This is a genomic window from Brachybacterium sp. YJGR34, from assembly GCF_003347015.1.
In the GTDB taxonomy this organism is placed as follows: Bacteria; Actinomycetota; Actinomycetes; order Actinomycetales; family Dermabacteraceae; genus Brachybacterium.
Genome location: NZ_PNFB01000003.1, coordinates 100,218 through 121,904 on the forward strand (window position 1 = coordinate 100,218; position 21,687 = coordinate 121,904).

Genomic DNA, 21,687 nt, shown 5'->3' on the forward strand with positions numbered 1-21,687 from the left:
CAGGGGCCCCGGCCTCCTCGACCTCAGCTGCTCGCGCTGTCGTAACGGCGCAGGGCGAGGCGCCAGTGGACGGCGGTCAGCCCGCCCCCGAGTCCCACCACTGCCGCCGTCCCGACCAGCGGGCCGGCCAGCTCACCGCCCAGGAGCACCTGCGCGGGCAGCGTCGCGATCAGCAGGGAGGGGACGAGGGTGGTGAAGCCGAGCAGCGGCAGGCGTCGGAACGCCGCCCGCGGGTACTGACCCGCCTCCCGGAGCGCACCGACTATCTGCTGGGCCGGTTCCGCGGAGCTCCACCAGAAGGACAGGAAGCTCGCATTGACCCAGAACAGCGCCCACGCCACCGTCCCCAGCCCCATCAGCAACAGGCACCCGGCGACCGCGCCGAGCGTGGGCGCGGCGTCGGCCGTCGCGAACGCACCCACCACGAGCGCCGCGCCCACGAGCAGGCGTGTCAGCTCCGCCGGACGGACCCAGCGCAGGGTGAGGGCGAGCAGGCCGGGGATCGGCCGGATCAGCAGCAGATCCAGCTCCCCGGTGCGCACGGCACTGTCCAGGCGCAGCAGGTTCGGGCCGATCACGGCATCCAGCAGCGCCGTGGCCAGCGTGAACAGTCCGACCACGAGCACGGCTGTGGCCTCGTCCCATCCGCCCTCGGCCGTCCGGGCCGTCTGGGCGATCACCAGCGCGGGCACCAGGGAGATCGCGACGTCGACCACGGCGCCCAGCGCGATGAGGAGGGTCTGAGTGCGGAACTGCAGGTCGCGGCTGATCGCCTGGCGCCAGCAGGCCAGCCACCATCGCAGGATGCGCCCGCTCATGCCCCGGCCGCCTCGTAGCGGCGCACGCCCAGCCTCCACACCAGCATCACCGCGGCGACCGCGGCGCCGGTCCAGCCGAGCATCGCGAGCCAGTCCGCACGCTCGGCGACGCCGGAGCCGGTGAGGATCTCCAACGGGAAGGAGAGCGTGAAGCGGAAGGGCTGGAATCGCAGGGCCTCCTGCACCGGCCCCGGCAGCAGCATCAGCGGGACCACCGCTCCGGAGAGCAGCCGCTGGACGAGGAGCACGAGGGACTGGACCCCCTCGACGTCCTCGAACCAGAACGCGAGGCAGCCGATCAGCACGTCCAGCGCGAAGGTGAGGATCCCGGCGCACACCAGCGCCGCCATCGCCGCCAGCCAGACCGCGGGGTCACGGGGGAGGGTCACCTGCGCGCGGAACACGACGCCGAGTCCCGCCACCATCGGCAGCAGGACCACGATCTTCACCGCCTTCTCCGCCACATTGTTGGCGACCAGGTGGGCGAGGGCCGGGCAGGGACGGACCAGCCAGATCGAGAGGCCGCCGGTGCGGATGTCCTCGGCGAGGAAGGCCGCGGTCCAGCTCGAGGTGACCATGGAGACCACTGCGACCAGCACGAACCAGGTGACGATGCGGTCCGGTGGCACCGGCGGGGTGGCGCCCTGCGCGATCGCACCGGTCCACACCACGAGCGAGACCACCGGCGGGACGACCCCGCCCAGCTGGAGCAGCACCACCCAGGCGCGGTGCGTGAGCGTGACGGTCAGCTCCCTGGCCACGAGCGCCGCTCCGGTCGCGAGCAGCATGCTCATCGCTCCTGCCTCCCGGCACCGGCCTGCTCGGTGTAGGCACGGTCCATCACCACGTCGAGATCGACCTCCTGCACGCTGAGATCCCGGAGCCCGCCGAGGGCGAGGACCGCGGCCACCGCGCCCTCGAGCTCCTCCTCCGTCGCCTCGAGGACCACGGTCTGCGAGCCATCGAGGCCGGCGCCGGCGGGCAGATCCTCGGTGCGCGGCGGATGATCGAGCACGGCACGGATCTGCCGACGGGGCGCCAGCCGTGCTCGGAGCCCGGCCAGATCCCCGTCGAAGGTCAAGTGCCCGCCGGAGATCAGCAGGATCCGTCGGCACAGGGCCTCGACGTCGTCCATGTCGTGGCTGGTCAGGACGATGGTGGTGCCCAGGACCCGATTGGTGCGGGCGAGCATCGAGCGCAGCGCCAGCTTCGCCGTGACGTCCAGGCCGATCGAGGGTTCGTCGGCGAACAGCAGCGGCGGCGAATGCAGCAGGGACAGCGCCAGCTCGCAGCGCATGCGCTCGCCGAGGCTGAGATGACGCACCGGGACGTCGAGCACCTCGTGGAGGTCGAGCACCTCGGTGAGCTCGCCGAGGCGCCGACGGTAGGTGGGCCCGTCCAGGGCGTACATCGCCCGGTGGACGAGCATCGAGTCGGCGGTGGGGACGTCCCACCACAGCATCGACTTCTGGCCGAACACCACGCCGATGGACTGCAGGAACTCGGCGCGTCGCCGTGCCGGCTCGTGGCCGAGCACCCGCACGGTGCCGCCGGTGGGGCGGACCAGGCCGCAGCACAGCTTGACCAGGGTGGTCTTGCCGGCGCCGTTGGGACCCAGCAGGCCCACGAACTCGCCCGGGGCGATTTCGAGATCGAGCGGGGCGAGCGCCTGATGGTGCTCGGTGCGCCGGCCGACGAAGGCGCGCAGCGCCCCGCGGATCCCGGGATCCTGATGATGGCGGCGATAGGACTTGGACAGGGAGGAGGCCCGGATGACGGGCTCGGTGGACGAGGGGGACTGTGCAGGGGACATGAAGCGCCTTGGATCTCTGAGCGCGCGGCGGTGCCGCGATGACCGGGAGAAATGCTGACTCTGCCGCCAGCCGGCGCATCATCCGGGCCCCCTGCACGTCTCCGTGGGCAGGGGGAGGTGGGACGGGCGGGCCTAGCGGCCCGCGTTAGGTGTCACGAGATGCACGAGGAGATCGTACGTCGCCGGCGGGGTGGCGTCCACGGGCTTGGGGGCCGCGCCCGCCCAGGGTCGCCCGTCAGCCCGTCGACGAGTCCACGGCACCTGCCAGGTCGACCAGAAGCATGGGGCTCGGTTGAGGCGGCAGTGCATACGGCCGTGGACAATGCGCATCATGAGCCCGACAACTGAAACCACGGCAGGATCGTGCGTCCTGGTGTTCCGAAGGATCCCCAGCACCGTTGCCGAGGTGACCGGAGACTATGAATCCTTGGCGGGTGCCGTGCACACCGAGGAGGAGGCGCAGGCGCTGGATAGGGACAGCCACGAGGTCTCCCTGACCTGGGAGGTTGTACCGTATATCGGCTCTGCTCCCGGATACGGCGCATCGAGGGTCTGGGTCGCCGTGGACACGGCGCTCGGAGAGGCCGTCGCCGCCATGAGCCCTTCGCCGCTGGCCGTCTTCGACGACCCGACCGGGGCCATGACATGGCGGCAGAACACCGTGGAACCGGTGATGATCTGGGAGGTAACCCTCGGCAGGATCGACCTCTCGTGTCCGCAGTGGCCACGCCTCGATGGATAGGAAACCACCTCTCAGGGAGAGAGGTGCAGCTGTACGCTTCGCGGTGATCGAGGCGGCGCTGGCCGTTCAGTGCACCACGTCGTAGACCAGCTTGACGACCCCGTTGGCGTAACCCTCGGTGCAGCGAAGGGAGAGGTTCTGCGCCTCCCGGTCGATGTGGTCGAACACGCTCTTGCCCGCGCCCAGCAGCAGCGGGAAGACCAGCAGGTGGTAGCGGTCGATGAGGCCCGCCCGGGCGAGATTCCGGGCCAGCTCGGCGCTGCCGTGGAGGAAGATCGCCCCGCCGTCGCCGTCCTTGAGCGCGGCGACCTCCTCGGTGGAGCGGAGGATGTCCAGATCGCCCCAGCCCTCGATCAGGGCGTCCTCCTCCAGGGTGGTGGAGACGATGTGCTTGGGCAGGTCCCGGTAGGCGGCGTGGTCCTCGGAGTCACGCCAGATCGGGGCGAAGACCTCGTAGCTGCGCCGGCCGAACATCAGGGCGGAGGTCTCCTCGAGCTCCTCGGCCTTGAGCGCGAAGGCCTCGGGGACGAACGGGGTTCGCATCACCCATCCGCCGCTGCGGTGTCCCTCCGCCTCGCTTCCGGGGGAGTCGACGATCCCGTCGACCGACATGAAACCCGTCCAGACCAGCTGCCTCGCCATCTGCGCTCCTTGCTTCCTGCGCCCGGAACCGCTCCGGACCGACCTGTGATGCGGGCTACAGCATGTCCCGAGTCTGCCGAGCTTTCAAGCGTTGACGCGAAGCGGCTTGCCTGGTCATACGCTTGCGTCCTCTCGGCTCGAGATCCGCTCGAGCACCTCGAGTGTGGTGCGCGCCCGGAGCGTCGGCGGCTCGTCCCCGGTCCAGGGCCGGTCGTGGCTCACCCACCCTGTGCGGCACCCGGCCTGCTGCCCGCCCAAGATGTCGGCCCGGACGTGGTCCCCGATCATCCAGGGCGCCCGGTCCCCGGCGAAGCCGTCCAGGGCGGCGGCGAAGATCCCGGCCGACGGCTTCTTAGCCGCTACCGCCTCGGAGATCACCACCCGATTCACGACCTCGGACAGCCCGCTCACCTGCAGCTTCCGAGTCTGCTGGGCGACGGTGCCATTGGTGACGACGACGAGGGTGTGGCCGTCGCGATGCAGCGCGCGCAGGTGCTCGAGCAGCACGTCGTAGCAGCGCACGGCATCGACGTGGTCGTGCAGCAGGGTGTGCACGAGCTCATCCCGGGAAGCGGTCATGGAGAGGCGTTCGATCAGGCCGTCGGCGAGAACGGCGCGATGCGTGTAGCCGTGACCGTCCGTGCTGAGCAGCCAGTCGAGGTCCTCGGCGGTGCCACCCTGGGCGGCGACGAAATCCGCGGCCCAGCGCTCGAAGGCGCCGTCGCGGTCCACCAGGGTGTTGTCCAGATCCAGGAGCAGCAGCATCGCGCGCCTATCGAGCGGTCCCGGCAGGGAAACTCTGCCGTCCCGCCACGCGGTCGATCGCGCGGTCGTCGGGCGCGACGCCGGCGGCCTCGAGCGCGAGGAGCGCGGCCCCGCCCAGCGGGTCCAGGCGCGGCGTGACCGGCTCGAAGCGTCTCGGCTCGCTGCACTCGAGGAGCTGCTCGAGCCGTCCACGGAAGCTCGGTGCGGAGGCGAGGGAGCCGGTGCAGGCCACGGGGATCGTCGTGCCGCCCACCACGGGGGCGAGCAGCCGGACACCGCGCGCCGTGCGTGCGACCAGGTCGTCCAGGGCGTCGCCGGCGAGCTCGGAGTCCTCGGCCAGGGCGGTGACCTGCGGTGCGAGGTCGCCGTAGAGACGCTTGGCATCGTTGCGGTCCGCCGCGGAGCGCGCGAGCACCGCCGCGCGGAGCGCGGGGATGTCGGCGGCGCCGAAGTGCTCGAGCGTCGCGGGCAGCAGTGGGTCCGTCGGCGCCGCGTCGCCCACGAGGATCCGCTGGACCACGTCGTGCACGAGGTGCCGCGCGGCGCCGGCGTAATGCCCGAGCTGGCCGCTCTCGGTCTCGGTGCCCTGCTCGTCGATCCCGAGGATCATCGACCCGGTGCCCGCGACCACGACGATGCCCGCTCGCCCGGAGAGAGCGCCACGGTGGGCGATGACCGCGTCGTTGACGACGACCTTCGTGCAGCTCAGCTCCTCGAGGTCGACCATGCCGGTGATGTATCCCCGATCGCCGCCGTCCTGGTTCGAGCCGCTGCGCGGGAATCCCGCGATCCCGGCGGCCAGGCCCGTGGCCTTCGCCGGATCGAGGTCCCCTCGCTCCAGGGCGGCCGCGATCGCACCGCGGACGTTCTCCCGCGCGTCGTCGTTGTGATGCGGCGCTCCGCCACCTCCGACGGCGTCGGCGAGCCGCGTCCCGTCGAGGCCGAAGCAGCCCACGCGGGTGTGGGTGCCGCCGGCGTCGAGGCCGATCACGTACTGGTCCTGCGTCCTCGCCTGGATCATGGCGACGAACCTATGTCATGGAGCACCGGCTGGGGTCCGAAGCCGCTTGGCCATCCACCGCGCCGGGTCGGCGACGTGGTGCTCGATGAGGTGCTCGTCGATCCACGTGTAGCGGTCGACGTAGTCGATGCCGGTGTCTTCGTAGCCGCGGCGCAGGTAGAGCCGCTTCGGGCCGTCCTCGGTGACGCCGAGGCCCAGCATCTGGTGCCCGCGTTCCCGCGCCTTCTGCTCGAGCAGGTCGAGCATTGCGGTGCCGATGCCGCGGGACTGCAGCTCCTCGGGCCAGACCTGCAGGCCGTTGATCTCGGGGCAGCGGGGCACGGCCTCATCGAGGCAGCCGTCCCAGCGGATCTCCGCCGAGCCCACGAACGCGTCCGGGCCCTCCCGCAGAGTCGCGAGGAAGTAGGTGCTGGTGCCGGCGAGCTGCCGGGCGAAGCGCTGCTCGTGAGTGCGGGAGTTTCCCGTCGCCGCCCAGCACTCGAGGGGCTCGAGGTCACCGGCGGCGCAGGGGCGCAGGAGGATGTCGGGCGCGGGCACGGCTCATTCCTCGCTGGTCGCCGGCCCGCGGTGCGATCTGTCCTCGAGCTGCGCGCTCGTCGGGGAGGTCCGAGGGGCGGCCGCGACCGCGAGCAGGTCCAGGCGGGCGAGGTGGGCGTGGACGGTGAGGGCGAGCTCCGCGATCGGGCGCGGCGGCAGGTAGCCGGAGGCGCCCGCCGCAAGCATCCGGCTGACCGGGCCCCGGTAGTGGACGTCCAGCTCCTCGTCCTCGATCTCCGTGACCAGCACGCGCGCCGTGGGGAAGCGGTCGCGCAGCGCATCGAGCAGCTGGGGGCTGATCGGCGGGACCAGCAGCACGTCGGCCGATGGCGGGGCCTCGTGGAGATCGAGCACCAGGTAGTCCGTTCCCAGCCCCTCGGCCAGGTGCCCGCGCACGCGCTCGGAGAGCTCCATGGCCGTCGCCACCACGGTCACGCCCTCAGGGACCTGCCGCCGCTCGGGCGGCGGCGCCGGGCCGCCGATGATCGAGCCCTCGAGGATCGAGGAGCGGACCACGAGCGTGCCCAGCGGCTCTCCGGCGCGGGAGAGCGTGACCTCCTCGCCGTCGAGCGCCGCCTCCAGGGCGGCGGCGACGGCGGGCGGCAGGTCCTGCAGGTCCAGCGCGGCGCCATGCCGTCGGCTCATGGTGGCCTCCTTGCCCGGGGGTCCCTCCACTATGGGGTCCGGGCCGCCGCGCCGCTACCCCTGCATCACCAGGCGTAGGCCTCCGGGGCCGGCCCGCCGGGACCGGGGAAGATCTCGTCGAGCGCGCTGAGGTCCTCCTCGGTGAGGCCGATGTCCAGGGCCGCGATCGCGGAGTCCAGCTGCTCCATGGTGCGCGGGCCGATGATCGGGCCCAGCACACCCGGACGGTGCAGCAGCCACGCGAGCGCTGCCTGGCCGGGGGCCAGGTCGCGCTGAGCGCAGAAGTCCTCCCAGCGATCGAGCTGGTCGGAGATCTCCGACGGGTCGTGACGCCGATCGGCGGCGCCGCGGCGCACGCCCTTCTCCGAGCGCCCGCCCAGCTTGCCGCCTGCGAGCGGGGACCAGGCGATGACGCCCAGGCCGTAGTGCTCCGCGGAGGGCAGCACCTCGAGCTCGACGGTGCGCGAGAGCAGGTTGTACAGCGACTGCTCGGAGACCAGGCCCAGGCTGTGGCGGGCGCGGGCGGCCTCGTTCGCCTGCGCGATGTGCCAGCCGGCGAAGTTCGAGGAGCCCACGTAGCTGATCTTCCCCTGCGCGACCAGCACGTCCATCGCCTGCCAGATCTCGTCCCAGGGTGCGGTGCGGTCGATGTGGTGCATCTGGTAGAGGTCGATGTGGTCCGTCTGCAGGCGGCGCAGCGAGTCGTCGACCGCACGGCGGATGTGCAGCGCGGAGAGCCCGCGATCGTTGAGGCCCGGCCCCATCTGACCATTGACCTTGGTGGCGAGCACGACCTCGTCCCGGCGTCCCGTGCGCGCGAGCCAACGGCCCACGATCTCCTCGGTCCGGCCCCGATGCTCGGCACCGCCGTAGACGTCGGCGGTGTCGAAGAAGGTCACCCCCTCGTCGAGGGCGCGATCCATGATCGCGAAGGAATCCTCCTCCGAGGTGTGGGGGCCGAAGTTCATGGTACCGAGGACGAGTCGGGAGACGGTCGCTCCGGTGCGTCCGAGCTGGGCATACTGCATCGTGATGCGCTCCTCGTGGTCGCGGCGGCGTCGCGGAGAGGCGAGCGGGGTCCGCCGTGGAAAGCGTACGTCCCGCCTGACGCCCTGACCAGGGAGGGCCGCGGGCCGGTCAGGCCCGCACCGCCACGAGGTCCCGCACCTCCTGCAGCCAGAGACGGCCGAGCGCCGCCCCGTCCGGCAGGGAGTCCTCGCGGTCCCAGCGCCAGGTGGTCGCGATCGCCTGGGAGAGGATCCGGCAGTCGGTCAGCAGCGCGGCGTCGGCACCCGGGTAGTGCTGCGCGACCTGCGGCGGGGCATGGGCGAGATCGAACTCGACGGGCCCGGAGCACATCGTCTCGAAGTCGATGACCAGCACCCCGTCCTCGGTGTTCAGCAGGTTGCCGGGATGGGGCTCACCGTGCAGCACCTGCTGGCCCGGTCGGCGGGCGATCTCCGCGCCGAACCCGCCGAGCACCTCGCGCAGGAAGGAGCGGTCCGGGCCGGGCAGCCGCGGCGTGCGCGCGGAGTCCTCGACCAGGGCGAGAGCGGAATCGACCCGCGTGGTGAAGGACGGAACCTGCAGGTCCGCGCTGCGCATCGCCGCGTGCAGGTGGGCGAGGGCGCGGGCGTACTCCTGCGGCGGCAGCTCCCGGTCGGTGCGCGGCGCGTGGAAGGTCCACAGACCGATCTCGAACCCGCCGCGCTCGTGCACCTGCGGCGCCGTGCGCGGCTCCGGGGCGCCGACGGGGGCTCCCGCCGCAGCGAGGATCCGCGCCCGGTCCAGCTCGAGCTGCGAGGAGAAGCCCGCGGGGGCGACGCGGGCCACCGTGTCCGCCGGCAGCAGGCGCAGCGTGAGGCGATTGGAGTCGTGGAGGTCGACCGTCTCCTGCGCGGGAAGGCCCAGGGAGTGCGCGAGCTCGAGGGCGGCGGTGCGGGCGCGGACAGCCTCGTCGGGGTGCATGGAGCGAGCGTAGGGCCGACGGGCGGGGCGCACCATCGAGACGCCGGTCGCCGGCGCTGTCCGTGCTCGCAGCTACCCTGACGGGATGGACGCCGTCGTCAGAAAGCAGCTGGATGCCATTCCCGGTGGCCTCGATCCGGAGGCGCCGGCGCATTCGCCCGGGACGAGCGTCGCGCTGCGGAGCATCCGAGAGTTCCCGGACCGCTCGCCGGCAGTGAGCTTCGCGGTGGCAGGAACGGTGCTGCAGGACGACGAGGAGCTGGCCGTAGTGATGACCCGTCCGGGGTCCGATCGAGCGGCCCGGGCCGGTCGGCGGATCGGGCCGCGTGGCCGCAATGTGGTCGCGAAGGGCTGGGACGGCTCCTACTCCCTGGCCACTTGGGAAGGGGCGACGGTGGTCCGCGTGCATCCGCGCGGCCACTGTTGGTCCCTGTGGCGATGGCATGACGGCGAGGACTGGACCGGCGGCTGGTACGGCAATCTCGAAGCCCCCTGGAGGCGGACCTCGATCGGGTTCGACACGCAGGACTGGGCCCTGGACGTCGTCGCTCAGGGCACTCCGGGGCCGACGCCGCTGAGGGTTGGCCTGAAGGACGAGGACGAGCTCGCCTGGTACATCGAGCAGGGCGTGATCTCCCCGGAGCTCGCCGCCCACACCCGCGCCCTCGGCGACGAGCTCTGCGAGATCCTGCTCCGCGGGGAGGGACTGGTCGCTGCGGACTGGTCACGGTGGGCGCCCCCGTCCGACGGCGAGCCCACGACGTTGCCCAGTGAGTGGCGTGTGCTTCCCCTCTGAACCGTGCGCCATGATGGACAGGTGCCGGGCGGCGGAGCCGTCGGCCCCGGCACCGACGCCACCGACGATCACAGGAGCTCCCATGGCCCACGCGCTCGATCCCACCAAGGCCCTGCACACCTGGTCCCTGTTCCGCACCATGGGCCGCTTCGTGGCGCCGGGCTCGGCCCCCTCGGGCGTGCTCACGGAGAATGCCAGCACCGACGGGCTGGACCTGCTCGAGCTTCCCGGGCAGCTCGCCGCCCACGGCTTCGCGAGCGCCCAGCTGTGCCACTTCTACCTCCCGCGCACGGACTCCTCGTACCTCGCCGAGGTCCGCGACGCCTTCGACAGCGCCGGCGTGGACCTCGAGGTGCTCCTCGTCGACGACGGCGACGTCACCCACCCCGAGCACGGCGAGCAGCAGCAGCGCTGGCTCTCCGGCTGGATCGACGTCGCCCGGCAGCTCGGCGTCCCGCGGGTGCGCGTGCCCGCCGGGGATCAGGCGCCGACGGAGGAGACCCTCGCCCTCAGCGCCCGCCGGCTCGGTGCCCTGGCCGCCGAGCACCCCGACCTCCGGGTCCTCACCGAGAACTGGAAGTCACTGCTGGTCGACGCGGCCTCGACCCTCTCGCTGCTCGAGCGGACCGACGGTGCCATCGGCCTCCTCGTCGACACCGGGAACTGGACCGGCGAGGACAAGTACGAGCAGCTCGCGCAGGTCGCCGGCCGCGCCGAGTGCTCCCAGGTCAAGGCCCGGGAGTCCGCCCCCGGCGTGCTCGACGCCGAGGACCTGGTGCGCGCGCTGACCGTGCTCCGCGACGAGGGGTACGCCGGGCGGATCTCCTACGTCTACGCCGGCACGGACGATGACGAATGGGGCCGGCTGGACCAGATGCACGAGATCGCGGGCGCCGTCATCCGCTGAGCCCGGTACGGGGCCGACGGGCGCGCGCCCCTCACCACTCCTCGTGCTCGCGTGAGTCCCAGGCCTTGTCCTCGCCCCGGTCCAGACTCGCCAGCAGGGTGCGGTCCTCCTCGTCGAGCCGGACGGCGGAGAGACCGAGGTTCTGACGCTGGCGATCCGGATGCGAGGACTTGGGGATCACCACGATCCCGCGATCCACGGCCCAGCGCAGCGCGACCTGCGCGACGGTGGCGCCGTGCTTCGCCGCGACCGTGCGGATCGCGAACTGCTCCGGGAGCCCGTCCCGGGTGCCCAGCGGACCCCAGGCCTGGGTGAGGATGCCGCGCTCGCGGTGGAAGGCGTCGGGCTCCTGGCGGGGCAGGGCGGGGGAGAGCTGGATCTGGTTGATCTCCGGCCATTGGCCGGTCGCGTCGTGGAGCTCCTGCAGCTGCTCGGGTCGGAAGTTCGAGACGCCCGCATGGGCGACGAGACCCTCCTCCCGGAGCTCCAGCAGGGTGCGCCAGGTGTCGATCGCGAGGCCGCGGGAGGGGTTGGGCCAGTGGATGAGTGCGATCCCCACCGAGGGGAGCCCCAGGCGGCGCAGGGACTCGAGGATCCCGGTGCGGGCGGCCCGGCGGCCGTGATCGCCACCGGCCACCTTGGTGGTCACGAGCACCTCGGCAGGGTCCACACCGCTGCGGCGCAGCCCCTCGCCGACGGCTGCCTCGTTCCCGTACTGGGCGGCGGTGTCGAGCAGCCGGTATCCCGTGCGCAGGGCGGAGGCGATGACATCCGCGCCGGCAGGGCCCTGGGAGCCGCCAGTGCCGAAGCCGATCAGCGGGATGCTGGAGCCGTCGGCGAAGGTGGTGGTGGGGGTGGTCATCGTGAGGGACCTCCTGGTCGGTGCTGTGCGGGCGTGCGACCTGCCTCACACTACGCGGCGCCGCGTCCGGTGAGCGCGGGGGCTCTCGCCCTGCCGGGCGCGGAAGCGGTGCGAGAAGTGCAGCGGGTCGGCGAAGCCCGCACGACGGGCGACCTCCGCGACGGGGTCGCCGGTCATCTCGAGCAGCCGGGCGGCGAGCTCCATCCGCTGCGCCTCGACGTACCGGGCCGGGGACGTCCCCACCTGAGCGGTGAACAGGTGCGAGAACCGTGACGGGGAGAGGTGGGCGATCTCGGCGAGAGCCGCGACCGGCAGCGCCTCGTCCAGATGGGCGTCGATGTGCTCCATCACCCGCAGCACCCGCTCATCGAGGCGGTGCCGGCGCGGGTTCTGCGCGTCGATCCACAGCAGCGCCGCCTCGACCCCGTTGAGGGCCAGCAGCTCCGGACGGCCGACGGGCAGACGCGAGGCGCGGGCCGCCTCCCGCAGGTGGCGACGCACCCGCTCGGCCACCTCGGGATCCAGCGCGATCCGGCCCAGGCCCGGCAGCGGCTGCGGCCAGTCCAGGAGCGCCAGCCAGGGCGCGGGAGGGTGGACGTGCGCGTGCAGCAGGTGCCAGTGCCCGGCGGCGGGGTCGGTCCCGTAGTCGTGGAGCGTCCCCGGTGCCAGCAGCACCGCCTCGCCCGGCGCGGTGAGCAGGTGCTGCCCGTCGGCCCCGTGGAGCAGCCCGCCCCCGGCGACCGTGAGCAGCAGCAGCCAGTCGTCGGTGCCGCGGGAGCGGCGGACGCGATAGCAGGCATCCTGTGCAAGCTCTCCGGCCAGCACCCTGCCGAACTGCGGGGCGGGCATCTCCGTGGGCGGCACCTGAGTGGGCATAGCAGGATCCTCCATGTCCGCGACGACGGGGCGCATTCCCTCCCATGATCCCCCAGACCACACTCGAGGTCATGACCACCACGCGCAGCGCTCCCACCGACCACCCCGATCCCGCCGGTGTCCCCGGGCTCGAGATCCTCGACGCCGCCGTGCTCGACGCGGACCGTCTGACCGAGGCCTACACCCGCAGCGGCGCGGTGCACCTGCGCGGCGTCCTCGATGCCGAGGAGGTCGCCGAGCTCCGCGAGACCTTCACCGCGCACATCGAGTCGGGCGGCGCCGGCGGCGCCGTCGACGAGACCCCGGAGGGCGATCCGCTGCACGCCCACCCGCGGATGATCCAGCCCCACCGCGGCGAGCACGCACCCGGCCGCCTGGCGCGTCGGTGGATGCTCGAGGACCGCATCATGGGCCGGGTGGCCGGCGCCGTGGGCCCCGTGTGGGCGGCGCAGTCGATGTTCTACTTCAAGCCGCCCGGCGCCCGCGGCCAGGCCATGCACCAGGACAATCTCTTCCTGCAGTCCCATCCGGAGACCTGCATCGCCGCCTGGATCGCGGTGGACGACTGCGACGGGGAGAACGGCGGTCTGGGCGTCGTGCCCGGCACCCACCGCTACGAGATCACCTGCCCGGAGGACGCTGATCCGGCCGAGTCGTTCACCTCGGTCGCCGTGCGGATCCCCGAGCACCTGCGGGTCGAGCAGACGAAGATGGCCGCGGGGGACATGCTGATCTTCCACGGCAGCCTGGTCCACGGCTCACAGCCCAACACCAGCACCGATCGGTTCCGGCGCTCGCTGATCTTCCACTACGTCCCCGAGGGCGGGACGGAGGTCGCCGCCCTGTACCAGCCGCTGCTGGACGCGGCGGGCCGCGAGATCCGCATCGACGTCTCCGAGGGCGGCGGCGCCTGCGGCGAGGGCTGGACCCCGAGCAACCACTGAGCCGGCGGCCTCCCGGCCCGACGGGCGGGCCGGGAGCGGGAGGTCACTTCACCGCGCCCTGGGTGAGGCCGGAGATCACCCACCGCTGGGTGAACAGGTACACGATGATCGCCGGGGCCATGGCCATGAGGTAGCTGGCGAAGGCGATGTTGTAGCTGTTGTTGAACTGCGACTGGAACATGTTCTGCAGCACCGGCAGGGTCTGGAACGTGGGGTCGGAGATGATGAGGCTGGGCATCATGAAGTCGTTCCACGACTGCAGGAACGCGAAGATGCCGACGGTCGCGGCCATCGGCCCCAGCAGCGGGAAGATGAGCCGCCAGAACACCTGCCAGGTGGAGGCGCCGTCGATCCGCATGGACTCCTCGAGCGAGATCGGGATGGAGCGCAGGAAGGCGGAGAACAGCATCGTGTTGAACGCGAGGGCGAACACGATGTGGAGGATCGCGACGCCGATGGGATTGTCCAGCCCCAGGATGCCGGTGAGCTGCACCTGCGGCAGCGCCACCACGGGGAACGGGATGAACATCGCCGCCAGCAAGTAGAAGAAGGACCAGCGGAACAGGCGACGATCCCAGTTGCGCACGATCGCGTAGGCGGCCAGCGAGGAGATGATGATCTCCCCGGTCACGGCGACGATCGTGATGAAGCTGGACATCGCGAGGCTGCGGGGGAAGGCCGTCAGCTCCCAGGCCTGGACGAAGCCGGTGACGGAGAGGGGGTCGGGCAGGGCGAAGGCCTCGCCCTCGACGGCCTGGGCGTCGGTCTTGAAGGCCATGTTGACGGTGACGAACAGGGGGATCAGCACGGCCAGGGAGCAGACGACGAGGATCACCGTGGCGGGGATGTTGGGCCGTTCTTTGCCGATCCTCGAGCGCCGGCGGCGGGTCGGGGTGGTGGGCTGCGTGGGTGTGGTCGTGGTGCTCATGATCCGAACGTCGCCTTCCCGCGCGTGAGGCGCAGCTGCACCAGCGCGATGATGATGCTGATGATGAAGAAGACCGCGGCGTTGGCCATCTGGTAGCCGTAGTCGCCGCCGTCGAAGCCCTTGAAGATCGACATGGCGACCGTGCGGGTCGCGGTGCCGGGGCCGCCGTCGGTCAGGCCCACGACGATGTCGTAGGCGTTGAGGTAGTTCTTGAAGCCGAGGATCGTGTTGATCACGATGTAGCCGCTCACTAGCGGCAGCGTGATGTGCCAGAGGCGGCCCACGGCGCTGGTGCCGTCGATCGAGGCCGCTTCGTACAGCTCCTCGGGGACGGTGACCAGGCCGGCGACGTAGATCAGCATCGCCCCGGGGATCGTCGACCAGGCGGTGACGATGACGATCCCGAGCCAGGCCAGGTTCTCGTTGGCCAGGATCGAGGTGGAGAGCACGTCGATGCCCAGCGCCTGCCCGATGACGGGCAGGGAGTTGGAGAACAGGAACTTGAAGACGAAGGCGATGATGATGCCGGAGATGACCATCGGGATCACGTAGATGGTGCGCAGCGCGGTCTGGAGCCGGATCCGGGAGGTGAGCCCGAGCGCGAGCGCGAAGGCGATGAGGTTCGCGGCGATCACCGTCACCAGCGAGAAGCCGAGCGTGAAGGTGTAGGCGCTGACGATGCCCTCGTCGCGGAACACCGCGATGTAGTTGCGCAGGCCGATGAAGTCCCAGTCGCCGAAGCCGATCGAGTTGGTCAGCGAGTAGAGGAATCCGAGGACCGCCGGGAGCGTGATGGCCAGCGAGAACAGGATGAGGGCCGGGAAGAGGAAGAGGTAGTAGATCGGGTCGGTGCGGCGCCGGGTGGACCGGACCGCGGGGGCGGTGACGGCGTCGCTGCCGGTCGCCCTGTCCAGGTCAGGGGGCGTGGTCTGTGCCATGGGAGTGGTCCTTGAGCGTTGGCGGTGAGGTCAGGAGCGGAACGCGAGGCGCGCCCAGTCGGAATCCAGGCGCGCGAGCATCGTCTCCGGGTCCGCCCCGTAGACGATCGACTGCAGGTAGTTCTCCCAGGGGATCGTCAGGGGGATGAACTGCGAGGGGCCGTGCGTGACCATCCCCTTGTCGTAGAACTCCTGCATCGGGGCGATGCGCGGGTCCTTGGCGGGCGGGGCGTCCTTCGTCGTGCCGAGGGCGAGGAGCGCCTCGTTGTACGGGTTCTGGACCTCGGGCGTCATGAAGAAGGAGAGCAGCTCCCGCGCGGCCTCGTGCTGATCGGCCGCCTCCGGGATCCACAGCGCGAGGTCGACGCCGATGCGGATCTTGCGATCGTCCGGATCCTCGGTCACGGGCAGCGGGAAGGTGGACAGCTCCTGGTCGGACTCGGCCTTCTCCGCCTCGGCGAGCGCCCACGGTCCCTGGAGGAGCATCGCCGCCTCGCCGCGGGCGATGGCGGTGTTGCCGTCGCCGTAGGCGCGGGAGGAGGCATCGGCCTGGTGGTAGGGGAGCAGCTCGAGCATCCGCTGGATCGGCTCGAGCATCGTGGTCTGGAAGGAGACCTCGGAATCGGGGCCGACGTCCTCGCCGATCTCGTTCATCCGGTCGTAGAACGACCGCACGTCGATCATGCCGCCCACCACGTAGTCGAACAGCCCCTGATTGATCGTCCAGGGATCGGCGAAGGTGCCGTAGATCGGCGTGACGTCCGCGGCCTGCAGCGTCTCGCAGACCTCGATGAACTCGCTCCAGGTCTCGGGGACCTCGAGGCCGTGCTCCTCGAAGATCCCGACGTTGTAGATGACCGCCGCACCCGCGACGGAGAACGGGATCACGGAGGTGCGGCCCTCGTAGGTGGGGTACCAGGCGGCGAGGTCCATGACGTCCGGGCGGATCATGTCCGCCTCCGGCATGTCCGCGAGGTCGGTGAGGGCGCCGCGCTCCATGAAGCGCGCCATCTCCAGGTTGTAGTTCTGGCAGGCGATGTCGGGCGGGTTCTGGCGCACGAAGCTCGCGGAGAGGTTCGTGGCGATGTCGTGGGTGACGTCGATGTCGGGATGATCGGTGCCGAAGTCCCCGAGGAGGCCGGCGAAGTACTGGATCGCCTCCCGCTTGGACTGGTAGAAGGTCACCGGCGTGGCGCCGGCGGCGCTGCAGCCGGACAGGCCCGTGGCGAGGGCACCGCCTGCGGCGAGCGCTCCACCGGCGGTGAACAGGCCGCGCCTGCTCAGCTGCAGGCCGGGCGGAGGGGATGGGGGCATCGTCGACTCCTTCGTCGTGGTCGTCTCGCGGTGAGCTCGGCGGTCAGTGGTGTGCCGCGCTGCATGGTCGATTCGTATCGATGTCTCATCGATGGCGGATGAGGATCGTGCCGGATGGCGACGGCGGGAGCGTCGGTGCTCCGTGCCGTCACCCGGGTCCTGTCCCCGGGTGGCCGCGAGAGTACAGGGCGAAGGTGACCGATGCCACTTCCGAGGACGGTCGGCGCGTCCCGGTCAGACCTCGGGGCGCAGCTCGAGGTCCCAGGCGACCACGGCGCTCTGGCCGGACCTCGCGGCATCCGCCGCCTCCCGCGCCCAGGGATGCAGCTCCCAGATGTTCGGCGGGCCCGGAGTGAGCGGCTCCGCGTCCTGATCCGGCGGTACGGTCACCTCCGGGCGCAGCACCTCCTCGCACGCCCGGACCACGTATCCCTGGACCAGCGCGGCGCGCAGATAGTCGCCGAGACCGTGGTGGTAGCCCGCGATGTGGCCCACCCGACCGTCGGGCGCCGTCTTGACCAGCGGGTACCGGGACGAGCCGAGGAAGTGGGTGCGGGTGTCGAGCACGAGGAGGTGCCCGCCGGGGCGCATCACGCGGGCGGCCTCGGCGAAGAACGGCGCGAGGTCCGGCAGGTGGGTCAGTGCCAGGCTGCACACCACGTGGTCGACCGAGCGATCCTCCAGCGGCAGCTCGGTGAGGTCCCCGTTCGCGAAGCGCACCCCGGGCACGGCGCGGCGGGCGCGGCGCAGCATCTGCTCGGAGGCGTCGACGCCGATCACCTCGTGCCCCCGCGAGAGCAGCTGTGCGGAGACGGCGCCCGTGCCGCAGGCGGCGTCGAGCACACGCCCCGGCGCCAGCCGGTCGAGCATCGGGGCCAGCAGGTCGTCGCGCAGCGGGAAGCAGCCGTTGTCCTCGCCGTCGTAGCTCCCGGCCCAGCCGTCGTAGCCGTCGGCGACCGGAAGCGGCGGGACGTCCACGCCGGGGCCCAGCTCCTCGGCCCGCTCCAGCAGGTCCCGGATCTCCGCGATCCGCGCCTCGGAGAAGGCGCGATCGTGCTCGCCGGCGAAGGCGCGCATCAGGGCGACGCCCTCGAGGCCGAGGAGGTAGGCCAGCGGGTGCTGATGGATGACGCGGTCGGTGGTCGGCTCGGACATGCCGCCATTGTTCGAGCTGGCGCCCTCCGGCGCCACCGGATATCCGGCCGGGACCCAGGGCCGGCCACCGCTGATCGATAGGCTCGTCGCACACGCGGCGCGATCCGCCGCGGCGAGAAGGAGGACGGATCATGCTGCTCGAGCGCATCTACGACGAGGATCTCTCGCAGGCCAGCTACCTGGTGGCCTGTCAGAGCTCCGGCGAGGCGCTGGTGGTCGACCCGCGGCGCGACATCCAGGTCTATCTCGACCTCGCCGCCCGCCACGGGCTGCGGATCGTCGCCGTTACCGAGACCCATCTGCATGCCGACTTCCTCTCCGGCACGCGGGAGCTGGCCGCCGCCACCGGTGCCACCGCGTACGTCTCCGGCGAGGGCGGAGAGGACTGGCAGTACGACTACGCGGCGGAGCGACTGCACGACGGGGACCGGATCGTGCTCGGGAAGGTCACCGTCACCGCCCGGCACACCCCCGGCCACACCCCCGAGCACCTCACCTTCCTGCTCACCGACGGCGCCGTCGCGGACGAGCCCGGCTACGCGCTCACCGGCGACTTCGTCTTCGCCGGCGACCTGGGCCGCCCGGACCTGCTCGACGAGGCCGTGGGCATGCAGGACACCCGCTTCGCCGGCGCGCGGCAGCTGTTCGCCTCGCTGCGCGAGGTGTTCCTCGCCCTGCCTGATCACGTGCAGGTCTTCCCCGGTCACGGCGCCGGCTCCCCGTGCGGGCGGGCCCTCGGCGCCCTGCCCTCCACCTCTGTCGGCTACGAGCGGCGCTTCGCGTGGTGGGCGCCGGCGCTCGCGGACGGCGACGAGGAGCGCTTCGTCGCCGAGCTGCTGGACGGGCAGCCCGACGCCCACGGCTACTTCGCCCGGATGAAGCAGCAGAACCAGGCCGGCCCCGTACTGCTGGGCGAGCTCCCTCCGCTGCGCGCACTCACCCCCGAGGTGCTCGCGCAGGGGCTCGAGGACGGCACGCTGGCCCTCATCGACACGCGGCCGGTGGCCGAGGTCCATGCCGGGACGGTGCCCGGAGCGCTGAGCACGCCTGCTCCCGGCGCGGTGGCCTCCCACCTCGCCTGGTGCGTGGATCCCGCGCGCGAGACCGCACAGCTCGTGATCCTCGCCGCGGACGAGGCGAGCGCCGCCGCGTACCGCGACCACGCCGTGCGCGTCGGCGTCGACGGCATCAGCGGATACCTCAGCTCCCTGGACTCCCTGCCGCTCGCACCGCCCGCCACCGTCGCCCCGGCAGAGCTCGAGCAGCTGCGCGCCGACGCCTCCACCGCGCTGCTGCTGGACGTGCGCAACCGCAGCGAGCACGCTGCGGGCACCATCCCCGGCGCCGCGCACCTCTCCGCCGGCAGGGTGCTGTTCCGCCGCGACCAGCTGCCGCCCCCCGAGGCAGGACGGATCATCGCCTTCTGCCAGTCCGGGCTGCGCAGCGGCGTCGCCGCGTCCGCGCTGCGCCGCGCCGGGTACGACGTCGTGGAGCTCGAGGGCAGCTACGCCGGCTGGTCCCGCTGGCGGGATGTGCAGGGGGAGCCCGCGCCGGCGTGAGGCGGCGGGGCGTCTCTCAGCCCTCCGGGTACCGGGGTGCAGCCGCCTGGAGCGGGAGCGCGAATCGCTCGATGATCGTGGACGCGGACTGCTCGGGCGAGCTGTGATCGGTCTCGATCTCGAGATCGACCGGGGGCTGCTCGACGGGCGCATCGGAGCCCCGCAGCCGCCGGAGCGTCTCGAGGTCCTGGAGCTTGTGGAACTCCGCTCGGTCGGGGTGCCCGATTCGGCGCTCCTGCTCCGTGGTGCCCACCGCGAGGCGGACGAAGTGCACGGTGCCGCCCTGGTCCTCGACCACCTCGCGGGCCCGCGTGGGGAAGCCCGCGCCCACGGTCGCCTCGGGGGCGAAGGTGAAGACGAGCGAGCGTCCGGAGCGTGCCGCCTCGGTGAAGACCTGCAGCCAGAACTGCTCGCGCAGGCGGATGAAGGGCTCGCTCCCGAAGGGGAACACGGTGGTGAGCGTGTCGACGACCAGGTGATTGTGGAAGACCGGATAGCCGACCCTCGAGGACAGAGCCCGTGCGGTGGTCAGCTTCCCCGCCGCCGGTGGGCCGTGCAGGAAGAGCAGTCGCATGGAGCCAGCGTGGCCGCCGCCGGGCCAGGGCGCAACGGGATATCCCTCCATCACCAGGTGCTCCTGGTGCTGGCCGGCGCTACTCTGGCAGCTCCCCCGGGTCAATCAGGAGAGGTCGACGACCAGATGGCCGAACAGACGTGGCACACCCGCCCCGAGACCACCGCGGACGCCCCGGCGATCCGCGAGATCCTGCTGGGCGCCTTCCTCACGGCCGAGGAGGCGAATCTCGTCGATGCGCTGCGTGAGGACGCCTCCTGGATCGATGGCCTCTCGCTCGTGGCCGTCGCCGAGGACGACACCGTGGCGGGGCAGGCACTGCTGACCCGCTGTCACATCGGCCAGACCCCGGCGCTGTGCCTCGCCCCGTGCGCGGTGCTGCCCTCCCACCAGCGCTCCGGTGCCGGCTCGGCGGCGATCCGCGCCGCGCTCGCGGCGGCGCAGGAGCAGGGCGAGGCATTCGTGGTGGTGCTCGGTCATCCGGAGTACTACCCGCGGTTCGGTTTCGACCGGGCCTCCGCCCACGGGATCTCGCTGAGCATCGAGGTGCCCGACGAGGCGCTCATGGCCCTGTCCCTGGATCCGGCGCGGCCGCTGCCTTCCGGCGTGGTCCGCTATGCCGCGCCGTTCGGGATCTGACCGGACGCGGCAGGTGCGGCCTCGAGGAACTTGAGGGGCCGCGGCCGTCGGCGGCCGGATCAGTGCTCGGCGGCGGGGACCGTCTCCGGCATCCACAGGAATTGCACGCGCTCCATGACCGGCTGTCGCTGGGTGTTCTGGAACGCCGCGACGGACCATCGGCCGTCCTCGTGCACGAGCGTGTAGGTCTGGATCTTCGTCGGTGTGCCGGGCTGCTCGCCCTCGTAGGTGTCGCCGCGGACGGTGAGCACGACGACATCGCTGGTCACGAACTCCATGGCGAGATAGGAGTGGTGCAGCCGGGTCTCGCCCAGGACTCCGTCGAACAGGGCGGCATGACTGTCGACGATGTCCTGGCGGCCCACGTAGTGGGTGCCGGCGAACGTCGTGTAGGTCGCCCCGGCGGTGAAGGCAGACCCGTACGCGGCGGCATCGTGCGCGGCCCAGGCGTCGACGAGCCCGTCGACGACGCCGCACACCTCCGCGACGGCGTCGGGATCGGCCGAGGCGCCGCTGACGGGAGCATCGGCGCAGCGAGCGACCCCGGCCTCCGTGACGCTGCTGGTCGCGCGCAGGAACAGGTAACCGCCCGCGCCCACCAGGACGAGTGCTGCGATGACGGCGAGCACGGCCCGTCGCAGACGGCGGCGGCGGGAAGCGCGTCTCCCGGTGGCGGACTCTCCGGTGGTGGGACGAGGCGGCGCAGAGGGGGCAGTCATGGTGTCCTCCGAGGGAGCATGAGACACTGTGTGCATGGCCGCAACTATTGCATGACTGCAACGAAGGAGCAATATGGATCTGTCGACGACCTATCGCCGGTACCTCGCGGCCGTCGTGCGCTTCCACCTGGTGGGCGCCGATGTCGCCGGGATCGGGGTCACGGACTACCAGGCCGCGAGCCTGCTCGACGCGGAGGGTCCGCTGACCTCCGGTGAGCTCGGCCGTCTGCTGCGGCTCTCGCCCAGTGCGACCACCCGTGCCGTCGACCGGCTGATCGCCGCGGGCATCGCCGAGCGCACCGCCGATCCGTCGGACCGCCGCCGAACGCTGGTCCGGCACACGGGGCATATGCCCGATGGCCTGCTCGAGTTCTTCGAGAGTGCGCGCGAGCCGATCGGGGCGGCCATCGCCGGGCTGAGCGACACGCAGCGAGAGGGCCTGGAGGCCTACCTCCTGGCGGCGACCGAGGCGTACGGGGAGGCCGTCAAGCCAGAGTGATCGGCCGCCCGCTGATCGCGGGGTCG

The 21,687-nt window shown here is 71.7% G+C and carries 25 protein-coding genes; 7 read left to right on the forward strand and 18 right to left on the reverse strand.

Translation table 11 applies throughout. The features are described from left to right. Window positions 1-23 precede the first annotated feature (23 nt). From CXH06_RS04315 to CXH06_RS04325, 3 genes are read right to left on the reverse strand one after another with little or no spacing between them, the layout of a single operon-like run. Entirely contained in the window at window positions 24-818 is a 795-nt protein-coding gene (locus CXH06_RS04315; RefSeq protein ID WP_114853926.1) for an ABC transporter permease, read from the reverse strand. Continuing rightward, window positions 815-1,612 carry an ABC-2 family transporter protein gene (locus CXH06_RS04320; protein WP_114853927.1) on the reverse strand — a complete coding sequence of 266 codons (798 nt, stop codon included), beginning with the start codon at window positions 1,610-1,612 and terminating at the stop codon, window positions 815-817. Before CXH06_RS04320 ends, CXH06_RS04315 begins: the two co-directional genes overlap by 4 nt. Further along, window positions 1,609-2,631: an ATP-binding cassette domain-containing protein gene (locus CXH06_RS04325; protein ID WP_114853928.1), complete on the reverse strand. Its 1,023-nt coding sequence runs from the start codon at window positions 2,629-2,631 to the stop codon at window positions 1,609-1,611. The genes CXH06_RS04320 and CXH06_RS04325 overlap by 4 nt, the downstream gene beginning before the upstream one ends. A 331-nt stretch (window positions 2,632-2,962) precedes the next feature. Between CXH06_RS04325 and CXH06_RS04330 the strand changes: the two genes are divergently transcribed. Continuing rightward, window positions 2,963-3,373, forward strand: a complete 411-nt coding sequence (locus CXH06_RS04330; protein ID WP_157975600.1) for a hypothetical protein — start codon at window positions 2,963-2,965, stop codon at window positions 3,371-3,373. Window positions 3,374-3,439: 66 nt separating this feature from the next. On the opposite strand, the gene CXH06_RS04335 is transcribed toward CXH06_RS04330, so the two are convergent. The 7 genes from CXH06_RS04335 to CXH06_RS04365 form a co-directional block, all read right to left on the reverse strand. After that, window positions 3,440-4,015: a dihydrofolate reductase family protein gene (locus CXH06_RS04335; protein ID WP_114853930.1), complete on the reverse strand. Its 576-nt coding sequence runs from the start codon at window positions 4,013-4,015 to the stop codon at window positions 3,440-3,442. A 114-nt stretch (window positions 4,016-4,129) separates the two neighbouring features. Beyond that, window positions 4,130-4,780 (reverse strand): HAD family hydrolase, encoded by a 651-nt coding sequence (locus CXH06_RS04340; RefSeq protein ID WP_114853931.1) that lies wholly within the window; start codon window positions 4,778-4,780, stop codon window positions 4,130-4,132. 7 nt (window positions 4,781-4,787) lie between these two features. After that, a complete protein-coding gene (locus CXH06_RS04345; RefSeq protein WP_114853932.1) occupies window positions 4,788-5,801 on the reverse strand; it encodes a BadF/BadG/BcrA/BcrD ATPase family protein in 1,014 nt (337 codons plus the stop codon). 15 nt (window positions 5,802-5,816) lie between these two features. Further along, window positions 5,817-6,338, reverse strand: coding sequence for a GNAT family N-acetyltransferase (locus tag CXH06_RS04350; RefSeq protein ID WP_198684003.1), 522 nt, complete (start codon window positions 6,336-6,338; stop codon window positions 5,817-5,819). 3 nt (window positions 6,339-6,341) lie between these two features. Next, window positions 6,342-6,983: a response regulator transcription factor gene (locus tag CXH06_RS04355; protein ID WP_114853933.1), complete on the reverse strand. Its 642-nt coding sequence runs from the start codon at window positions 6,981-6,983 to the stop codon at window positions 6,342-6,344. A gap of 65 nt (window positions 6,984-7,048) precedes the next feature. Continuing rightward, window positions 7,049-8,011, reverse strand: coding sequence for an aldo/keto reductase (locus CXH06_RS04360; protein ID WP_114853934.1), 963 nt, complete (start codon window positions 8,009-8,011; stop codon window positions 7,049-7,051). A gap of 109 nt (window positions 8,012-8,120) precedes the next feature. Continuing rightward, window positions 8,121-8,951, reverse strand: coding sequence for a phosphotransferase family protein (locus tag CXH06_RS04365; protein ID WP_114854081.1), 831 nt, complete (start codon window positions 8,949-8,951; stop codon window positions 8,121-8,123). An 85-nt stretch (window positions 8,952-9,036) separates the two neighbouring features. Here CXH06_RS04365 and CXH06_RS04370 point away from each other — a divergent pair, with 85 nt between their 5' ends. Then, on the forward strand, window positions 9,037-9,747 hold the full coding sequence (locus tag CXH06_RS04370) for a DUF402 domain-containing protein (protein WP_114853935.1): 711 nt from the start codon (window positions 9,037-9,039) through the stop codon (window positions 9,745-9,747). Between the two features lie 82 nt (window positions 9,748-9,829). Beyond that, window positions 9,830-10,654 (forward strand): sugar phosphate isomerase/epimerase, encoded by an 825-nt coding sequence (locus tag CXH06_RS04375; RefSeq protein ID WP_114853936.1) that lies wholly within the window; start codon window positions 9,830-9,832, stop codon window positions 10,652-10,654. Between the two features lie 31 nt (window positions 10,655-10,685). Here the strand turns inward: CXH06_RS04375 and CXH06_RS04380 are convergent, their stop codons facing one another. Together CXH06_RS04380 and CXH06_RS04385 are read right to left on the reverse strand one after the other, a co-directional pair. Further along, window positions 10,686-11,516, reverse strand: coding sequence for an aldo/keto reductase (locus CXH06_RS04380; protein WP_114853937.1), 831 nt, complete (start codon window positions 11,514-11,516; stop codon window positions 10,686-10,688). A 45-nt stretch (window positions 11,517-11,561) separates the two neighbouring features. After that, window positions 11,562-12,392 carry a helix-turn-helix domain-containing protein gene (locus CXH06_RS04385; RefSeq protein WP_198684004.1) on the reverse strand — a complete coding sequence of 277 codons (831 nt, stop codon included), beginning with the start codon at window positions 12,390-12,392 and terminating at the stop codon, window positions 11,562-11,564. 71 nt (window positions 12,393-12,463) lie between these two features. On the opposite strand from CXH06_RS04385, the gene CXH06_RS04390 reads away from it, so the two are divergent. Next, entirely contained in the window at window positions 12,464-13,336 is an 873-nt protein-coding gene (locus CXH06_RS04390; RefSeq protein ID WP_114854083.1) for a phytanoyl-CoA dioxygenase family protein, read from the forward strand. Between the two features lie 43 nt (window positions 13,337-13,379). Here the strand turns inward: CXH06_RS04390 and CXH06_RS04395 are convergent, their stop codons facing one another. The 4 genes from CXH06_RS04395 to CXH06_RS04410 all read right to left on the reverse strand — a co-directional run bounded on the left by CXH06_RS04395 (window position 13,380) and on the right by CXH06_RS04410 (window position 17,671). Further along, the gene (locus CXH06_RS04395; protein ID WP_114853938.1) at window positions 13,380-14,264 is read right to left on the reverse strand and encodes a carbohydrate ABC transporter permease; all 885 of its coding nucleotides are present in this window, start codon (window positions 14,262-14,264) and stop codon (window positions 13,380-13,382) included. Continuing rightward, a complete protein-coding gene (locus tag CXH06_RS04400) occupies window positions 14,261-15,202 on the reverse strand; it encodes a carbohydrate ABC transporter permease (protein ID WP_114853939.1) in 942 nt (313 codons plus the stop codon). Before CXH06_RS04400 ends, CXH06_RS04395 begins: the two co-directional genes overlap by 4 nt. A gap of 30 nt (window positions 15,203-15,232) precedes the next feature. Next, entirely contained in the window at window positions 15,233-16,516 is a 1,284-nt protein-coding gene (locus tag CXH06_RS04405) for an ABC transporter substrate-binding protein (protein WP_114853940.1), read from the reverse strand. A gap of 234 nt (window positions 16,517-16,750) precedes the next feature. After that, window positions 16,751-17,671 carry a class I SAM-dependent methyltransferase gene (locus CXH06_RS04410; protein ID WP_114854084.1) on the reverse strand — a complete coding sequence of 307 codons (921 nt, stop codon included), beginning with the start codon at window positions 17,669-17,671 and terminating at the stop codon, window positions 16,751-16,753. Window positions 17,672-17,802: 131 nt separating this feature from the next. Between CXH06_RS04410 and CXH06_RS04415 the strand changes: the two genes are divergently transcribed. Continuing rightward, window positions 17,803-19,230, forward strand: coding sequence for a rhodanese-like domain-containing protein (locus tag CXH06_RS04415; RefSeq protein ID WP_114853941.1), 1,428 nt, complete (start codon window positions 17,803-17,805; stop codon window positions 19,228-19,230). A gap of 16 nt (window positions 19,231-19,246) precedes the next feature. Here CXH06_RS04415 and CXH06_RS04420 read toward each other — a convergent pair whose 3' ends face one another. Continuing rightward, window positions 19,247-19,804 (reverse strand): shikimate kinase, encoded by a 558-nt coding sequence (locus CXH06_RS04420; RefSeq protein ID WP_114854085.1) that lies wholly within the window; start codon window positions 19,802-19,804, stop codon window positions 19,247-19,249. 126 nt (window positions 19,805-19,930) lie between these two features. Between CXH06_RS04420 and CXH06_RS04425 the strand changes: the two genes are divergently transcribed. Further along, the gene (locus CXH06_RS04425) at window positions 19,931-20,443 is read left to right on the forward strand and encodes a GNAT family N-acetyltransferase (RefSeq protein ID WP_114853942.1); all 513 of its coding nucleotides are present in this window, start codon (window positions 19,931-19,933) and stop codon (window positions 20,441-20,443) included. A gap of 59 nt (window positions 20,444-20,502) precedes the next feature. On the opposite strand, the gene CXH06_RS04430 is transcribed toward CXH06_RS04425, so the two are convergent. Continuing rightward, window positions 20,503-21,162, reverse strand: coding sequence for an SgcJ/EcaC family oxidoreductase (locus tag CXH06_RS04430; protein ID WP_114853943.1), 660 nt, complete (start codon window positions 21,160-21,162; stop codon window positions 20,503-20,505). A 73-nt stretch (window positions 21,163-21,235) separates the two neighbouring features. Between CXH06_RS04430 and CXH06_RS04435 the strand changes: the two genes are divergently transcribed. Continuing rightward, on the forward strand, window positions 21,236-21,661 hold the full coding sequence (locus CXH06_RS04435; protein WP_114853944.1) for a MarR family winged helix-turn-helix transcriptional regulator: 426 nt from the start codon (window positions 21,236-21,238) through the stop codon (window positions 21,659-21,661). The last annotated feature ends 26 nt before the right edge of the window (window positions 21,662-21,687 follow it).

Bases quoted from the DNA above. Each gene is read 5' to 3' on its own strand.
- CXH06_RS04345 (WP_114853932.1), bottom strand. From the start codon at position 5,801: ATGATCCAGGCGAGGACGCAGGACCAGTACGTGATCGGCCTCGACGCC.
- CXH06_RS04320 (WP_114853927.1), bottom strand. From the start codon at position 1,612: ATGAGCATGCTGCTCGCGACCGGAGCGGCGCTCGTGGCCAGGGAGCTG.
- CXH06_RS04435 (WP_114853944.1), top strand. From the start codon at position 21,236: ATGGATCTGTCGACGACCTATCGCCGGTACCTCGCGGCCGTCGTGCGC.
- CXH06_RS04395 (WP_114853938.1), bottom strand. From the start codon at position 14,264: ATGAGCACCACGACCACACCCACGCAGCCCACCACCCCGACCCGCCGC.
- CXH06_RS04420 (WP_114854085.1), bottom strand. From the start codon at position 19,804: ATGCGACTGCTCTTCCTGCACGGCCCACCGGCGGCGGGGAAGCTGACC.
- CXH06_RS04390 (WP_114854083.1), top strand. From the start codon at position 12,464: ATGACCACCACGCGCAGCGCTCCCACCGACCACCCCGATCCCGCCGGT.
- CXH06_RS04355 (WP_114853933.1), bottom strand. From the start codon at position 6,983: ATGAGCCGACGGCATGGCGCCGCGCTGGACCTGCAGGACCTGCCGCCC.
- CXH06_RS04405 (WP_114853940.1), bottom strand. From the start codon at position 16,516: ATGCCCCCATCCCCTCCGCCCGGCCTGCAGCTGAGCAGGCGCGGCCTG.
- CXH06_RS04430 (WP_114853943.1), bottom strand. From the start codon at position 21,162: ATGACTGCCCCCTCTGCGCCGCCTCGTCCCACCACCGGAGAGTCCGCC.
- CXH06_RS04415 (WP_114853941.1), top strand. From the start codon at position 17,803: ATGCTGCTCGAGCGCATCTACGACGAGGATCTCTCGCAGGCCAGCTAC.
- CXH06_RS04330 (WP_157975600.1), top strand. From the start codon at position 2,963: ATGAGCCCGACAACTGAAACCACGGCAGGATCGTGCGTCCTGGTGTTC.
- CXH06_RS04410 (WP_114854084.1), bottom strand. From the start codon at position 17,671: ATGTCCGAGCCGACCACCGACCGCGTCATCCATCAGCACCCGCTGGCC.
- CXH06_RS04315 (WP_114853926.1), bottom strand. From the start codon at position 818: ATGAGCGGGCGCATCCTGCGATGGTGGCTGGCCTGCTGGCGCCAGGCG.
- CXH06_RS04400 (WP_114853939.1), bottom strand. From the start codon at position 15,202: ATGGCACAGACCACGCCCCCTGACCTGGACAGGGCGACCGGCAGCGAC.
- CXH06_RS04340 (WP_114853931.1), bottom strand. From the start codon at position 4,780: ATGCTGCTGCTCCTGGATCTGGACAACACCCTGGTGGACCGCGACGGC.
- CXH06_RS04360 (WP_114853934.1), bottom strand. From the start codon at position 8,011: ATGCAGTATGCCCAGCTCGGACGCACCGGAGCGACCGTCTCCCGACTC.
- CXH06_RS04335 (WP_114853930.1), bottom strand. From the start codon at position 4,015: ATGGCGAGGCAGCTGGTCTGGACGGGTTTCATGTCGGTCGACGGGATC.
- CXH06_RS04370 (WP_114853935.1), top strand. From the start codon at position 9,037: ATGGACGCCGTCGTCAGAAAGCAGCTGGATGCCATTCCCGGTGGCCTC.
- CXH06_RS04325 (WP_114853928.1), bottom strand. From the start codon at position 2,631: ATGTCCCCTGCACAGTCCCCCTCGTCCACCGAGCCCGTCATCCGGGCC.
- CXH06_RS04375 (WP_114853936.1), top strand. From the start codon at position 9,830: ATGGCCCACGCGCTCGATCCCACCAAGGCCCTGCACACCTGGTCCCTG.
- CXH06_RS04380 (WP_114853937.1), bottom strand. From the start codon at position 11,516: ATGACCACCCCCACCACCACCTTCGCCGACGGCTCCAGCATCCCGCTG.
- CXH06_RS04425 (WP_114853942.1), top strand. From the start codon at position 19,931: ATGGCCGAACAGACGTGGCACACCCGCCCCGAGACCACCGCGGACGCC.
- CXH06_RS04385 (WP_198684004.1), bottom strand. From the start codon at position 12,392: ATGCCCACTCAGGTGCCGCCCACGGAGATGCCCGCCCCGCAGTTCGGC.
- CXH06_RS04365 (WP_114854081.1), bottom strand. From the start codon at position 8,951: ATGCACCCCGACGAGGCTGTCCGCGCCCGCACCGCCGCCCTCGAGCTC.